Source organism: Pseudofrankia inefficax (assembly GCF_000166135.1).
Classification (GTDB): Bacteria; Actinomycetota; Actinomycetes; order Frankiales; family Frankiaceae; genus Pseudofrankia; species Pseudofrankia inefficax.
Map to the genome: position 1 here is coordinate 298,133 of NC_014666.1, position 14,792 is coordinate 312,924.

12 protein-coding genes are annotated in these 14,792 nt (G+C 68.6%); 8 read left to right on the forward strand and 4 right to left on the reverse strand.

Going from position 1 to position 14,792, the window contains the following annotated elements:
- Positions 1-87: 87 nt before the first annotated feature.
- A complete protein-coding gene (locus FRAEUI1C_RS01125; RefSeq protein ID WP_157734770.1) occupies positions 88-840 on the reverse strand; it encodes a hypothetical protein in 753 nt (250 codons plus the stop codon).
- A 358-nt stretch (positions 841-1,198) separates the two neighbouring features.
- Entirely contained in the window at positions 1,199-1,675 is a 477-nt protein-coding gene (locus FRAEUI1C_RS01130) for a hypothetical protein (RefSeq protein WP_013421435.1), read from the reverse strand.
- 763 nt (positions 1,676-2,438) lie between these two features.
- Here FRAEUI1C_RS01130 and clpB point away from each other — a divergent pair.
- On the forward strand, positions 2,439-5,066 hold the full coding sequence (clpB, locus tag FRAEUI1C_RS01135) for an ATP-dependent chaperone ClpB (protein ID WP_013421436.1): 2,628 nt from the start codon (positions 2,439-2,441) through the stop codon (positions 5,064-5,066).
- Between the two features lie 16 nt (positions 5,067-5,082).
- Here the strand turns inward: clpB and dcd are convergent, their stop codons facing one another.
- Positions 5,083-5,679, reverse strand: a complete 597-nt coding sequence (dcd, locus tag FRAEUI1C_RS01140) for a dCTP deaminase (protein WP_013421437.1) — start codon at positions 5,677-5,679, stop codon at positions 5,083-5,085.
- Positions 5,680-6,064: 385 nt separating this feature from the next.
- Here dcd and FRAEUI1C_RS01145 point away from each other — a divergent pair, with 385 nt between their 5' ends.
- From FRAEUI1C_RS01145 to FRAEUI1C_RS37325, 7 genes are all read left to right on the forward strand, one after another.
- On the forward strand, positions 6,065-6,877 hold the full coding sequence (locus FRAEUI1C_RS01145) for a beta-phosphoglucomutase family hydrolase (RefSeq protein ID WP_013421438.1): 813 nt from the start codon (positions 6,065-6,067) through the stop codon (positions 6,875-6,877).
- Complete coding sequence (locus FRAEUI1C_RS01150; protein ID WP_013421439.1) at positions 6,874-9,243, forward strand: glycoside hydrolase family 65 protein; 2,370 nt, start codon at positions 6,874-6,876, stop codon at positions 9,241-9,243. The genes FRAEUI1C_RS01145 and FRAEUI1C_RS01150 overlap by 4 nt, the downstream gene beginning before the upstream one ends.
- 784 nt (positions 9,244-10,027) lie before the next feature.
- Complete coding sequence (locus tag FRAEUI1C_RS01155; RefSeq protein ID WP_013421440.1) at positions 10,028-10,426, forward strand: recombinase family protein; 399 nt, start codon at positions 10,028-10,030, stop codon at positions 10,424-10,426.
- A 23-nt stretch (positions 10,427-10,449) separates the two neighbouring features.
- Positions 10,450-10,611, forward strand: a complete 162-nt coding sequence (locus tag FRAEUI1C_RS01160) for a hypothetical protein (RefSeq protein ID WP_157734771.1) — start codon at positions 10,450-10,452, stop codon at positions 10,609-10,611.
- A complete protein-coding gene (locus tag FRAEUI1C_RS35800) occupies positions 10,611-10,943 on the forward strand; it encodes a hypothetical protein (protein ID WP_157734772.1) in 333 nt (110 codons plus the stop codon). The genes FRAEUI1C_RS01160 and FRAEUI1C_RS35800 overlap by 1 nt, the downstream gene beginning before the upstream one ends.
- 423 nt (positions 10,944-11,366) lie before the next feature.
- Positions 11,367-11,606: a hypothetical protein gene (locus tag FRAEUI1C_RS01170; RefSeq protein WP_013421441.1), complete on the forward strand. Its 240-nt coding sequence runs from the start codon at positions 11,367-11,369 to the stop codon at positions 11,604-11,606.
- A gap of 1,093 nt (positions 11,607-12,699) precedes the next feature.
- On the forward strand, positions 12,700-14,088 hold the full coding sequence (locus tag FRAEUI1C_RS37325; RefSeq protein WP_013421443.1) for a restriction endonuclease: 1,389 nt from the start codon (positions 12,700-12,702) through the stop codon (positions 14,086-14,088).
- 117 nt (positions 14,089-14,205) lie between these two features.
- Here FRAEUI1C_RS37325 and FRAEUI1C_RS01175 read toward each other — a convergent pair whose 3' ends face one another.
- Entirely contained in the window at positions 14,206-14,754 is a 549-nt protein-coding gene (locus tag FRAEUI1C_RS01175) for a hypothetical protein (RefSeq protein WP_049806797.1), read from the reverse strand.
- Positions 14,755-14,792 lie beyond the last annotated feature (38 nt).

Below are 14,792 nucleotides of genomic sequence, written 5' to 3' on the forward strand. Positions count from 1 at the left end.
GCCTGCGCGCGGGGGCTTCGGGCCGACCGAGGGGTCGCTGAGCGGGCTACCGGCCGGGCGGGGCGGCCGGCAGGCGGCCGCCCGCGGTCACTGCTGCTTGAGCTTCCCGGCCATCTGAGCCGTGGCCGTCAGCACCAGGTCGTTGGCCGGGTTCGCCAAGGAGGTCACGCTCAACTGGTCCTCGATCTGCCCGGAGCTGAGGAAGACCACGTCGATGACCATGACCTGTACCTGCTGGTTGGTGGCGTTGTCGAGAATCGGGAGAGCAAACAGGACGCGAGCCGAGGCGCCGGCCGGGACGCGGGCGTTGCGGGGCGCGACTTCCCCCCAGTGGACGGCGTCGTTGGGCTCGCCCGCACCCTTCACCCAGTCCACGAGCGTCTGCTGAAAACAGGAGCCGAAGCGCGGGTCGCGCAGGGTCTCGTCATCACGCGCACGCTGCGCCGGCGACACGATCTGCGTGCTCGAGTTGACGGCGACCTCACCGTCGTTGAGAGACAGGCCAACACCGTCGCCGGCCGCGATCGGCGGTTCGACCGTCGTGCCGAGACAGGTCGCGACCAGCCGGAACGGGCTGATGTCCGGGTCTGTCAGGTCGGAGTAGGCCGACGCGGCCGAGGTCACCGTGAACGACTTGGTCTCGGCGCCCTGGGCGTAGACGAAGGCAAGAGGATCGAGCTTCTTCGACGACGTGGCGACGCTGGCTTCCGCCGTTCGCGGCGCCGTACTGGCCGAGGTCGCACTGTTCGCGCCGACGGTGGAGCCGCAGCTACAGAGCGTGAACACCGCGACGGCCGCGACGGCCGCGCCTGCCCAGCCGGCCCGAATCCGGGTCAACATCATGATGGTCCTTAGTCCTGGTATCGCGCGGCACAAAACAGGGCGATCAGCCCTGCCCGCGCGGACAACGACCATAGCGTTGTAGATGGTCGCGAACCATTTCAACGCGGACCAATCGGGCAGGCTCGCGGCCTCGCGGCCGGGCCCGCCCCAGACAGCGGGCGGCGGTCAGGCGCCGGGTCAGACCGAGAGAGTCACGGCCTGGGTCCCGGGAGCGGTGCATGATCGCGGTTTCGGCCCTCGGGTGGTCGCAGAAGGCTGCTGAGCATGACCACCCGAGGGCCAAGACGGCGATCACCGGCCGGCCGGTGGTGCCGTGGCCGGGCGCTTCGGCTTCAGATCGGCTTCAGGCGGTGGTTTAGACGGAGAAGGTGACGGTCTGCGTTCCCGGGGGGACGTTGTCGGAGATCACGGCCGAGCCGGAGCCGATGGTCTGGCCGAACTGGACCTCGCAGGACTGGCCGGGGGCGAAGGTGCCGATGCAGCCGTTGGTCAGGATGCCCTCGAAGAGCGGGGCGGGCGGCGCGTCGACGGCGGTGATCTTCAGAGGCGCCGTCCCCGTGCTCGTGATCGTCAGCAGCGGGCAGTGGTGCGAGCCGCCGGGGCAGTCGCCCCAGACGATCGCCGTCCCGATCCCGGGCTTGCCGTGCGGCGGCGGGTGCGAGCCGGGCCCGCCCGCCGGCGGCCAGCAGGCCGTCAGCGCCGCGAGGGCGAGGCTGACCAGGGCAAAGGCGAAGGCCATCCGCCGCCGGCTGGTCCCGCGGGGCAACGATCGTTCTGGGGCGGGCGCCCGCTCGGTCGCCGTCGAGCCAGGGTTGACACCGGAAGTCTGCATCCGGTCCCTCCGTATCGTCTGGATGCGTCGGAGGCGCGAGGAAGCGTTCGCATCCCCCGGCTGGCTGTGCCCGGACAGGGATAGACGACAGCGGCCGGCGGGCCCCGGGCAAATCCCGCCGATCATGAAATCTGGGGCGCGTTCCCGCGTGAACAAAGCCGAATCACGTCGAGGCGGTGCCCGCGTCGGGGTCCGCCACGCCACGAAGCCGCGCGATCACCCCCGACTGCGATCGGGAAGCTTAGGGCCCGCCGCGACGCCGGCACCGATCGCTGTCGCGTAACCGACAGGACCCCCACGATTGCCTGGGAACAAGGGCTCGGCGCTGGTGGGAAGGGCGGCTCCGGCCGGCGACGCCTACCTCGTGGTCGACGATTCGACCCGGTGCCGACCACCACGTATGGCTCCTTCACCCACCCCCCACCGAAGGGCCAGCCAAGACCTCCAGCAAGTCCGCGGAGCCGGACCGACCACCGTCTCGTGGCTGTGGTCAGCGCATTGGTCACCCCCGCGCGTCCTACGCGGTGGCTGCGAATCTTGGCTCTGGGCGGTCGCGGGGCAGGTCTCGATCAGCGGCGGACGGCATGCGGTCGGCGCGAGGAGGCCGGGGAACATCTCGGGGCGGGAACATTGGACGACCGTCCGAGAGTTGAGTGGAAGTGACTCAGGTATGCTTAGCGCTAGCAGCGCTGGGCCTGACGTCACGAACCTTGTAGGCGACGGACGACAGGGCCGCCGACGACGATGACCACTGGGGAACCGCATGAACCCTGACCGGCTGACCGCCCGCTCCCAGGAGGCGCTGGCCTCCGCCATCTCGAGGGCCACCGGCGACGGATCGCCCCTCGTCGACCCGCTCCACCTGCTGACCGCGCTGCTCGCGCAGCCGGAGGGCATCGCGACCGCGCTGCTGACCGCGGCCGGGACCTCGGTCGACGCGATCCGCCAGCGGGCCGAGAACGCCGTCGGCCGGCTGCCGCACGCGACCGGGACGAGCGTCTCGCCCCCGCAGCTGTCCCGCCAGCTGGTCACCGTGCTCGACCGTGCCGAGCGCGAGGCGGGCCGGCTGGGCGACGAGTACACCTCGGTCGAGCACCTGGTCATCGCACTGGCCGAGGAGGGTGGCGAGGCCGGCCGGACGCTGACCGCCGGCGGCGCCACGGCTGACCGGCTGCGCGGCGCGGTCGAGACGGTCCGCGGCGGCGCCCGGCGGGTGACGAGCCGCGACCCGGAGGGCTCCTACCGCGCGCTGGAGAAGTACTCGCTCGACCTGACCGAGCGCGCCCGCGCCGGCAAGCTGGACCCGGTCGTCGGCCGCGACGCCGAGGTCCGCCGGGTCATCCAGGTGCTGTCGCGCCGGACGAAGAACAACCCGGTGCTGATCGGTGAGCCGGGCGTCGGCAAGACCGCGATCGTCGAAGGACTGGCCCAGCGGGTCGTCGCCGGCGACGTGCCCGAGTCGCTGCGCGGCCGGCGGATCGTCTCGCTTGACCTCGGCTCGATGGTGGCCGGGTCGAAGTTTCGCGGCGAGTTCGAGGAGCGGCTGACCTCCGTCCTCAACGAGATCCGCGAGGCCGAGGGCCAGATCATCACCTTCATCGACGAGCTGCACACCGTCGTCGGCGCGGGCGCGGCCGAGGGCTCGATGGACGCCGGCAACATGCTCAAGCCGATGCTGGCCCGCGGCGAGCTGCGGATGATCGGCGCGACCACGCTGGACGAGTACCGCAAGCACATCGAGAAGGACCCGGCGCTGGAGCGCAGGTTCCAGCCGGTCATGGTCGGTGAGCCGTCGGTGGAGGACACCATCGGCATCCTGCGTGGCCTCAAGGAGCGTTACGAGGTCCATCACGGCGTGCGGATCACCGACGCCGCCCTGGTCGCCGCCGCGACGCTGTCGGACCGGTACGTCACCGCCCGGTTCCTGCCGGACAAGGCGATCGACCTCGTTGACGAGGCCGCGTCCCGGCTGCGGATGGAGCTCGACAGCCGGCCGGTCGCGATCGACGCGCTGGAGCGGGCCGTGCGCCGCCTCGAGATCGAGGAGATGGCGCTGTCGAACGAGAGCGACGAGGCCTCCAAGGCCCGCCTCGACCGGCTGCGCCGTGAGCTCGCCGACAAGCGCGAGGAGCTGAACGGGCTGACTGCCCGCTGGCAGCGCGAGAAGGACGCGATCGGCGAGGTGCAGCGGCTCAACGAGGAGCTGGACCAGGCCCGCCGGATGACCGAGATCGCCGAGCGTGACCTCGACCTGGCCCGCGCCGCCGAGCTGCGCCACGGCACCATCCCGGCGCTGGAGAAGCGGCTGGCCGAGGCGGCCGCGGCGCTGGGCGCCAAGGGCGGCGGCGCGGCCGAGCCGATGCTGAACGAGGAGGTCGGCCCCGACGACGTCGCCGAGGTCGTCGCCACCTGGACCGGCATCCCCGCCGGCCGCCTGCTGGAGGGCGAGACCGCGAAGCTGCTGCGGATGGAGGACGAGCTGCACACCCGGGTGATCGGGCAGGACGAGGCCGTCCGGGCCGTCTCGGACGCGGTGCGCCGAGCCCGGGCCGGCATCGCCGACCCCGACCGGCCGACCGGCTCGTTCCTGTTCCTCGGACCGACCGGGGTCGGCAAGACCGAGCTCGCGAAGGCGCTGGCCGACTTCCTGTTCGACGACGAGCGCGCGATGGTGCGCATCGACATGTCGGAGTACGGCGAGAAGCACTCGGTCGCCCGGCTCATCGGTGCTCCGCCCGGCTATGTGGGCTTCGAGTCCGGCGGCCAGCTCACCGAGGCCGTCCGGCGCCGGCCGTACAGCGTGATCCTGCTGGACGAGGTCGAGAAGGCGCACCCGGACGTGTTCGACGTGCTGCTGCAGGTGCTCGACGACGGCCGGCTCACCGACGGTCAGGGCCGGACGGTGGACTTCCGCAACACCATCCTGATCATGACGTCGAACCTGGGCTCCCAGTACATCGCGGACCCGACATTGTCGGCCCAGGCGGCGGCGAGCATGGTCCAGGGGGCGATGCGGGAGGCGTTCAAGCCCGAGTTCATCAACCGGCTCGACGGCTACGTGATCTTCTCCCAGCTCGACAAGGAGAACCTGACGCGGATCGTCGATCTGCAGCTCGACCGGCTGCGCCAGCGGCTGGCCGACCGGCGGATCACGTTGGCGGTCACCGAGGCGGCCAAGAGCTGGCTCGCGGACAAGGGCAACGACCCCATCTACGGCGCCCGTCCGCTGCGCCGGCTGGTGCAGACCGCGGTCGGTGACCAGCTGGCCCGCGAACTGCTCAGCGGCCAGGTGCACGACGGCGACGAGGTGGCCGTCGACGTCGGTGCCGACGAGTCCGGGCTCGTCGTCCGCCCGGCGACCGCGGCGAACCTGGACAGGAAGACGCTCTAGAAGCCGGCGGGCCGGTTCAGGCCTGGTCGGCGACCGGGGGCACCGCGGCGCGGGTGAAGTCACGGTAGGCGCGGGACGGGGTCGGCCCGCGCTGCCCCTGGTAGCGGGAGCCGTAGATCGCGGCGCCGTAGGGATGCTCGGCCGGCGAGGACAGCCGGAACAGGCAGAGCTGGCCGATCTTCATACCCGGCCAGAGCTTGATCGGCAGCGTCGCGACGTTGGAGAGCTCCAGCGTCACGTGGCCGGAGAAGCCCGGGTCGATGAAGCCCGCGGTCGAGTGGGTCAGCAGGCCCAGCCGGCCCAGGCTGGACTTGCCCTCGAGCCGGCCGGCCAGGTCGTCCGGGAGCGTGATGACCTCGAGGGTGGAGCCGAGCACGAACTCGCCCGGGTGCAGCACGAACGGCTCGTCACCCTCGGGCGCGACCAGCTCGGTGAGGTCCTCCTGCTCGGCCGCCGGGTCGATGTGGCTGTACCGGTGGTTCTGGAAGACCCGGAAGGCGCGGTCCAGCCGAAGGTCCACGCTGCTCGGCTGGATCAGGCCCGGGTCGTAGGGGTCGAGGCACACCCGGCCGGCGGTGATCTCGGCCCGGATGTCCCGGTCGGACAGCAACACGCCCTGCAACCTACTGGACCGTCGCTCGACGGTGACGAGAGCCGGGGCGCACCGCCGATCTGGTGCTCTCATCCCGATTCGGCCGGTACCGCCTGGGGGCGTGCTCGCGGTTCGTGACCGGACTGGTCCACGATCGGCCACGATTCGCCACCCGGGCGGAGTCGATCGAGCGGGCGTGGGTAGGACGCCCGACATGGATGTCCCGTTCGCGCACCTGGGTCGGACGGCGCCGGGCGCCCGTCCGCCGGCACGACGACACCTCGGCCGCTCCGGGGCCAGGGCTCACGGCCCGACCGCGGCGCCGGCCCGGCGACGCCGGCCTGGGCCGCTTTCCTGGCTGCGGCGGACGGCATCAGACGGGATGAGAGAAAGCGGAGCCGTGGCCATGCTCGGATTGCCCGATCACATCGATGCGGTGCTGTTCGACCTCGACGGCGTGCTGACCAGCACCGCCGAGGTCCACGCCCGGGCCTGGAAGGAGATGTTCGACGACTTCCTGGACGACTGGGCCCGGCGGTCCGGTGATCCGGAGGAGCCGTTCGACATCGATCGGGACTACGAGCAGTACGTCGACGGCAAGCCGCGTCTTGACGGGGTCCGCTCGTTCCTCGCGTCCCGGGACATTCACCTGCCGGAGGGCGCGGCCGACGACCCGCCGTCCGGGCTCACTGTCAACGCCCTGGGCACCCGCAAGAACATCCTCGTCCTTGACAAGATCGCCAAGGACGGCGTCCAGGCGTACCCGGGGACGATGCGTTATCTGCGCGCCTGCGTTGCGGCCGGGAAGCATCGTGCGCTGGTCTCGTCGAGTGCGAACGCGGGCGCGGTGGCCGAGTCCGCCGGGTTCGCCGACCTGCTGGAGGCCCGCGTCGACGGCCTCACGATCGACGAGCGCGGCCTCGCCGGCAAGCCCGCGCCGGACACGTTCCTCGCGGCGGCCCGGGAGCTCGGTGTGCCGCCCGAGCGGGCCGCCGTGTTCGAGGACGCGGAGGCCGGGGTCGCGGCCGGGCGGGCCGGCAAGTTCGGCTTTGTCGTCGGCGTCGACCGGGTCGGCCGCGGCCATGCGGACGCGCTGCGCGCGCACGGCGCGGACATCGTCGTGGGCGACCTCGCCGACCTCCTCTCCGGTGATCCGGCGCCGGGCACCCCGCCCACCGGCACCGGCCGGACGGACGGGACGTCGGGATCCGCGCAATGAACGAGCAGGCGACCTACACGGTCGACCCCTGGGGCCTACGCGAGATCGGGTTCGATGCCGAAGATCCGGCCCGATCTGAATCTTTGTTCTCCCTTTCCAACGGCCACATCGGACTACGCGGCAACCTGGACGAAGGCGAGCCGCACGGCCTCCCTGGCACCTACCTGAACTCGGTGCACGAGCTACGCCCGCTTCCCTACGCGGAGGCGGGCTACGGCTATCCGGAGTCGGGCCAGACCGTCATCAACGTGACCAACGGCAAGCTGATCCGGCTGATGGTCGACGACGAGCCACTCGACGTCCGCTACGGCGAGCTGCGCTCGCACCGGCGTTCCCTCGACTTCAGGGACGGCGTGCTGGTTCGTCAGGCCGAGTGGGAGTCGCCGGCTGGCCAGGTCGTCCGGGTGACCTCCCGGCGGCTGGTCTCGTTCTCGCAGCGGGCCGTCGCCGCGATCTGCTACGAGGTCGAGTCGCTGACCGACTCGCCGCGGGTGGTCGTCCAGTCGGAGCTGGTAGCGAACGAGACCCTTCCCGCGCGTATCGGCGATCCGCGGGCCGCGGCCGTGCTGGAGTCCCCACTGATCCCGGAACTCAACTTCGCCCGGGACACCACGGTGGAGCTGGTGCACGTCACCCGGCACAGCCAGATGCGGGTCGCTGCGGCGATGGACCACGTGATCGACGGCCCAGGGTCGATCGGCGTGCTCTCCGAGTGCGAGCCGAACTCGGGGCGGGTCACCGTCACCGGCATCCTGAAGCCCGGCCAGAAGCTGCGGATCGTGAAGTTCCTGGCCTACGGCTGGTCACAGCAGCGATCCCTGCCGGCGATGCGGGACCAGGCGGCCGCCGCCCTCGTCGCGGCGCGGGCGACCGGCTGGGAAGGCCTGCTCGACGAGCAGCGGGAGTATCTGGACGCCTTCTGGAAACGGGCCGACGTCGAGGTCGACGGTGACGCCGAGGTGCAGCAGGCCGTCCGGTTCGCGCTGTTCCACGTGTTGCAGGCTGGCGCCCGCTCCGAGCGCCGGGCCATTCCGGCCAAGGGCCTCACCGGGCCGGGCTACGACGGCCACGCCTTCTGGGACACCGAGAGCTACGTCCTTCCGGTGCTCACCTACACCAGCCCCGGCGCCGCGGCCGACGCGCTGCGCTGGCGGCATTCGACCCTGAAGCTGGCCCAGGAACGGGCCCAGCTGCTCAACCTGAAGGGTGCCGCGTTCCCCTGGCGGACGATCAGCGGTGAGGAATGCTCCGGTTACTGGCCGGCGGGGACGGCGGCATTCCACGTCAACGCCGACATCGCCGACGCCGTCAGCCGCTACGTCAATGTCACCGAGGATTTCGAGTTCGAGCGGGCCGTCGGGCTGGAGCTCCTCGTCGAGACCGCCCGGCTGTGGCGCTCGCTCGGGCACCACGACCTCGACGGCAAGTTCCGGATCGACGGCGTGACCGGCCCGGACGAATATTCGGCGATCGCCGACAACAACGTCTACACGAACCTGATGGCGCAGAAGAACCTGCGCGCCGCGGCGGACGCCGCCAGACGCCATCCGGACCGGGCCAAGGAGTTCGGCGTCGACTCGGAGGAGACGGCGAGCTGGCGGGACGCCGCGGAGGACATGTACATCCCGTTCGACGAGAACCTCGGGGTCCATCCGCAGTCGGACGGCTTCACCGGCCACGAGCTGTGGGACTTCGAGCGCACCCGGCCGGAGCAGTACCCGCTTCTGCTGCACTTCCCGTACTTCGACCTCTACCGCAAGCAGGTCGTCAAGCAGGCCGACCTGGTGCTCGCCATGCAGCGCCGGGGTGACGCGTTCACCCCCGAGCAGAAGGTGCGCAACTTCGCCTACTACGAGGGCCTCTGCGTCCGGGATTCCTCGCTGTCAGCGGCACCGCAGGGCGTGATGGCGGCCGAATGCGGTCATCTCGCGCTCGCGCACGCCTACCTGCGGGAAGCCGCGTTGATGGACCTCCATGACATCGAGCACAACACGTCGGACGGGCTGCACATGGCGTCCCTGGCCGGCTCCTGGATCGCGCTGGTCGAGGGCTTCGGCGGGCTGCGTGACCACGGCAGCGTGCTCGCGTTCAACCCGCGGCTGTCCGAGGGCCTGTCCCGGCTCGCGTTCGGCCTGTGCGTCCGCGGCCGGCACCTGCGCGTCGAGGTCACCAACTCGGCGGCGACCTACACCGTGCAGGAGGGCGAGGGCATCACCCTCACCCACCACGGCGAACGGTTCCACGTCGAGCCCAACCTGCCGTTGACGCTCAACATCCCGCCGGCCCCGCGCCGCGAGCACCCCCGCCAGCCCGCCGGCCGCGAACCCCGCTTCTTCCACACCCCGACCGACCCCGAAGACGACTGACCGCGCCCGCCGCCCGGCCCTGCCCCGGCCCCGCCCCCCGGCTTGGCCGGGCGCGGCGCGACCGCTTGTTGATCGCCGATTCAGCCCTCAGGCGGTCGTGTTCCGGATGCTCCTACAACCGCCAGAGGGCCGAAACGGCGATCTTGCGCGGGCGAGACGGCGGCGCGTGACCGCGATCCACGGAGTCCGCGCCGGGTTTGATGCTTGGCTCCAGCAAGATGGCGTGCCCTGGCGCTGGTGGCCGGAAGAGTCGACCGGCGGTGAGAGCGCTGGAGCGGGTGACGGGAATCGAACCCGATCGGGCCGATCCTCCGACCTGCGTCTTTCGCGTCTGGCCTGGTCAGAGGGTCTGATTGGGTCAGTCCCGATGAGCTTCCGTCGGGTTGCACCGGTGCGTGCTACCGCCGGTGCTGCCGGCGGATCATGGCTGGGTGATCTTCGCTGCCTCTGGGGTCAGTGTTGGTGTTATAGCCAATGATACCCGAAACGCGTATTTGACTCACCGATAAGCGCGGTCACCTCTGTGGCGGTTTATGTCTGACGATATTTCTCTTGGGGCTTGAATGCGGCGAGTGCGTTTCCTTCTGGGCCGCCTAATTACGTAGCCGGAGGCTCGAAATCCGCTTCGAGTGGCGCGTCGGACTTTCCTGTTCGGCTGTATCTTGCGGGCGGCCCGGTTAGAATGGGAGTGAAAGTAGAATTCAATAGGGCGGCCCGGGATGGTGCTGGTAACACCAATCCCGGGCCTTGATCCCAAACCTTGCAGACACAAGGAGTGGAACCCATGGCCATGATGGCAGATGGGGTGCGGGCGCTGTCCTTCACCCGTCATGCGGTTGGTTCGATGCGAGAGTTGCCGGTTCAGCGGGCGGTGTTCACGGCGGCGTGTGAGGCGCATGGCTGGTCGGCGGGTGGCTCGGTGTGCCAGATCGGCCGGGGGCTGCGGGCCTGGTGGTCGGTGGTGCGGATGGTCCGGTCGGGTGCGTATGACGTGGTCGTGGTCGACACCTGGGAGCGGATGTCGGCGACGGAGGCCGGGCAGCTCTGGGTCCTGGCGCTGCTCCAGCGCTCGGGGGTGCGCCTGCTGGTGGCCCGGGACGGCATCGACACCGGTGATCCGGTCGGCCACGGTCTGGGCTGTGCGCTGCTGGACATCTGGGGCCGTGAGGCGGTGGCCCGGTGAGCGGGTCGGGTGAGCGTCCGGGCGTGCGGCTGGTGGAAGTGTCGGCCGGGGATGACGGCTGGCATTTCCTGACGGTGCGCTCGGGTGCGACGACACCGGAACTCGTCGCGGGCGTCGCGGCCCTCCCGGCGTCGATCCTGGTCGACGCGCTGTCGATGGACCGGGGGCCGGCTCGGGTGTGGTGATGACGTTCCGGGACTTCCCACCCGGCGTGGTCATCGACTCGGCGCCCTGGCCCGGCCAGACTGCTCCGGAAGATCCGGCAGACGCGGTAACGGTCGCGCCGGGTAGCGGGGCCGGCTGGGTTCCGCAGGTCGGTCAGGCGGTCGGCCCGGATCGGGGTCTGACGCCGTTCGAGCAGGCGGTGTGGGAACTGGTTTCGGCGGCCCGGGACGGCGCGGCGGCGGCCTGGATCGCGGTGCTGATCCGCCGCGTTCCCCCGCAAGGGGTCGTGGCCCTGGCCGACCTTGCGCTCGGTCGGCGCTGCGGCTGCCGAAACGGCGGTCGGCACTCGTAGCCGGGGGCGTACCGTCGAGGACGGCCGGCAGCTTCCATCCCCCCGTTGGAGGCTGCCGGCCCTTCGCGTTTTCGGGGTCTAGGGGCTTTGCCCCTGCATTCCTCGGGCTGAGCGGGGCTCCTCCGGCGGGCAGGCAAGCCTTGCTTTGCTCCAGGGTTCTCGGCCGTGCAAGTCCCGCCGTCGCTGCTTTCGCCGATCGTGTCGGGCGCGGGTCTTGCGCGGCCGGGGTTCCTGGAGCAACCCTCCGGGTGCCTGCCTGCCTGTCGGAGGAGACACGCGGACTCTCGCCGTCCCTCCCCCCTCCTCTGGTGGAAGGGCCGGGGTCCGGGGCAGAGCCCCGCGCTTGGTCTCGTACGCCGTCACGACCAGGGTGCGGGGATCGGGTTTTCGATCCGGGTGGAGGTTCGTGGGCATGATGGAGCCGTGAATGACGAGCTGCCGACGGTGATGCTGCGCCTGTGGCTTGCCGATGCCATCGTGTTGTTCGACTGGTTGAGCAACACGGACCTGAACCTGGTGCCGATCACTCATCCGGCCCAGAAGCAGGCGCTGGCAGATCTGCAGTCGCGCATGGAGTGGGACATCGACACCGATCTCGAAAACGTCACCGACGAAGAGATCGCGGCGGCGCAGGCAGAGGTGGCCCGAGACATGGGCTGGTAGCCGGCGGCCTGGGACAGCGTCGGGGTCTGACGGAATCCGCGGTGACCGCTCCTAGCGACGGGCCGACGCTCCGACAGGCGCGGGCGGGGTGGCAGGCCCGACGCGCCGGGGTGCCGAGCGAAGCGAGGCGGGCCCCCGACGCGCGGCGGGACTGACGGGGCCCCGCCCGTGCATGGCGTGTGCGGCGGCACGGCGCGGCGGCCGAAGGCCGCCCTTGAAACCGTAGAGAAAGTTGGCGACGATCACGTCTCTCGACAACGGCTCTAGGTCAGCCCGTGGCGGCGAGTCCGTCAACTCCGACTGACGACAGCAGTGCTGCCGGCGCCTTCGGGTGACTGCGGTAGTCGGCCTGGTGCTCGGGCAGACGTCTGGTGAGCTTCGTTCTGGCAAGTCTCGGACAGGGTTGAAGCCAGGCTGGTGGGCTCGTTCTAATACGCCTGTGTCATGATCACGGTCATGAGTAGCCACACCAGCAATAGCTCGGGAGCCTGGTTGACCTCGGCGGCAGTGGTCGCGACGTGCGCGCTTGTTTTCACTGTCGCTTCGTTTTGGTGGCTAAACGCGAGACGGGGGCGCCTAAGGACATTCGAGCCGCACACCTTCGCGATGGTTATAGCGCCACGCATCGTCAGGCTTCGTCTTCCACTCGTCTTATACAACTCGGGGGCAATTCCGATCGTCGTTCAGGGTATTAGAATACGATTTGTAGATCATCTAATGGGGGAGCCGCTAGGGTGGGTTGGAAAGCGATCGCAGATCAGGCCTACTTCGAACGAGAATCATGACTTCCCGGCAGTATTTGCAGTATCGGGCCGAAGCGCTGAGCAGATATTTGCCGAGTTCGGAATCGACTCGCTCGGATTTGCTCTTGAGGCCCGAGACTATCGCGTTTATCTGGAAGGCCGGCTCGGTCACCGTAAGAATTGGGTTCGAATCGGCGACTTCACTCTTCGGGCCGGCCATGTCGCGGAGCCATCCGCCTACATAACGTATGACAATACCCCGGGATCTCTGTCGGAAGAGCAGCGCAGAGCAGCCGATTCCGCTCTAAAGGCGCTAGCGGAAGGACAAACGAAATTGCCGAGCGCGCCTGATGCTTGAGAAACCGGCCATTCTCCGCAGGCTAATTGCGCGCTACGGGGCATTGAGGGAACTCGATGGGTACACGCCTCAATCGCGAGGTGTCGAGTTCAATAGACTACTCGCGGAGGTGCTCGATTGCTACGGGATATCCGCCAAGTCATCTGTTCGCGGGCAGGGTGAGATCGATGTAGCCTTTTCAATCAACGGAACTCGGTTCATACTTGAGGCGAAATGGGAGGAGGAGAAGACGGACTATGGAAAGATCGCCAAGCTGCAGGGTCGGGTTAGGCAGCGGCTGGTGACAACGGTCGGTGTTTTCGCATCGATGTCCGGCTACACTGATGACGCGCTGAGTATCGGCATCGGGGGACGACTAGACGTCCTTCTTCTGGATCGCCGGCACCTGGAAGCAATGATTTCCGGTGTTGTTCCGCCAGACGAGCTTTTCGATCTACTGATCGATAAGACTTCCTACGAGGGTGGAGTCTTCCATGATCTTGAAGATCTCTTCCCGTCACCGGCGGGAGATCCGCAGCTGAAATTTGGCTGCCCCGACGACCTGCAGGGCAGACTGGTAAGATCGGCGCGGGAAGGAATCACTGCAGAGGTCGTCGCACACGATTTACCGATGTCTTACTTCGGAATGGCCCTTGATTCTGCTGGGCGTCTAATTCTAAACTACCCAGAAGGGCTGGTCAGGGTCGACCTGGAGCGGGGCCGGGCAAGATGGATGGCACCATTTACTAAGTGCTATCTTCACGTGCTTCCGACTGCGGCAGGCGATATCCTGTTTGGGCGAATGTACGGCGTCGGAAGCCTCAGCGGTGGTCGATTGCGGGCGCTCGCTGGCGGGTTTGCGGGCAATGCAATTTTGTTTTCCGACGATGAAGGCCACGCGCGTGCACTTGACAATGGCGGCGTTCGAGATTGGTCTCCGGAGTTTCCGGGCGAAGCGAATGTTTCCCTTGCGCTGATCGGGGAGAATCTTGGTGACGAGAGGTGGACGGCTACTGACGTCCCGGGTGCAACCGTCGGTGGTGCTACCTGGGCTCACTCTGGGAAAGTTGCTGCGGTTGGTTCCTCGGCACTCGAAATGATCGACGCAGCTTCAGGCGCCAGGACGTCGTTCCAACACGACCTCACCAACACCTTCAGCGTCGTCAGCTACGACGACAACCGTGTACTGGTCGTGGCTGACGGTAGATCGCTTGCAGTGATCGATGTAGCCGCTAAAACCTCAACGGTACTACTTGAGCTGGAGCTGAATGGGAGCGTCTCGGAGTTGTCGAGGGCATCAGGCGAGGTTTTCTACCTACTGTCGACCTACGGGGAGGGGCCTACGAAGCAACCGCGCGCAATTGTTGTACGAATTTCGTTGCCGTCGGCGCTGACGGTCTAACGTTCTCGCTGTACTTTTACGGACGTCCTGAGGTCTCGCGCACGGTTTCTTGAGAAATGAATCGTCCTGATAGGGACGTCTGTGGCGGTGGGCTGCTTCTCGGATTCTCGGCGTCGGTCAGCTTCTGCGGTAGCGGTGCCAGCGCTCGGCCGAGACCTCGACGCGCGTCGTCCATGAGTCGGGGTCGTCGCTGGCGATCTCGGCCCAGAGCCGGCGGTTGGCTTCAATGAAGGCTGCAACTGCTGGTGGGAACGCCGCGTTCCAAGACGGGAATTGGGCGGCCCAGCTTTCGGCGTCGGCGGGGGTGTGGCCGGCGACGATGAGCCAGAGTGCGCATAGGGCCGGGTCTATCCAGCCAGCGCCTCGGGTGGGCCAGGCCCAGTCGACGATGTGGGCGCGGTCGGTGATGAGGATGTTGTCGGGGTTGTAGTCGGTGTGGAGCAGGTGGTTGCCGGCGAGCTGAGCGAGGTCGGCCGGGTGGTCGATGTAGGCACGCCACCGGTGTTCCGCCCGCTTGATGGGCAGGTCGGGTGCCGGGACGGCCTGGAGCTGGTGGAGGCAGGCGGCGACCTTCGGGAGGTCGGCTGATCCCGGTGTGAGGTCGGCTGACCTGCCGTCGATGTACTCGAAACCCAGCAGGTGCCACCACCGGTCTGAATGGACCACAGGAGGCGGGGTGCGACCGTGCCGCCGACGTAGGGGTT

Bases quoted from the DNA above. Each gene is read 5' to 3' on its own strand.
- clpB (WP_013421436.1), top strand. From the start codon at position 2,439: ATGAACCCTGACCGGCTGACCGCCCGCTCCCAGGAGGCGCTGGCCTCC.
- FRAEUI1C_RS01125 (WP_157734770.1), bottom strand. From the start codon at position 840: ATGTTGACCCGGATTCGGGCCGGCTGGGCAGGCGCGGCCGTCGCGGCC.
- FRAEUI1C_RS01145 (WP_013421438.1), top strand. From the start codon at position 6,065: ATGCTCGGATTGCCCGATCACATCGATGCGGTGCTGTTCGACCTCGAC.
- FRAEUI1C_RS01150 (WP_013421439.1), top strand. From the start codon at position 6,874: ATGAACGAGCAGGCGACCTACACGGTCGACCCCTGGGGCCTACGCGAG.
- FRAEUI1C_RS01155 (WP_013421440.1), top strand. From the start codon at position 10,028: ATGGCCATGATGGCAGATGGGGTGCGGGCGCTGTCCTTCACCCGTCAT.
- FRAEUI1C_RS37325 (WP_013421443.1), top strand. From the start codon at position 12,700: ATGCTTGAGAAACCGGCCATTCTCCGCAGGCTAATTGCGCGCTACGGG.
- FRAEUI1C_RS35800 (WP_157734772.1), top strand. From the start codon at position 10,611: ATGACGTTCCGGGACTTCCCACCCGGCGTGGTCATCGACTCGGCGCCC.
- FRAEUI1C_RS01130 (WP_013421435.1), bottom strand. From the start codon at position 1,675: ATGCAGACTTCCGGTGTCAACCCTGGCTCGACGGCGACCGAGCGGGCG.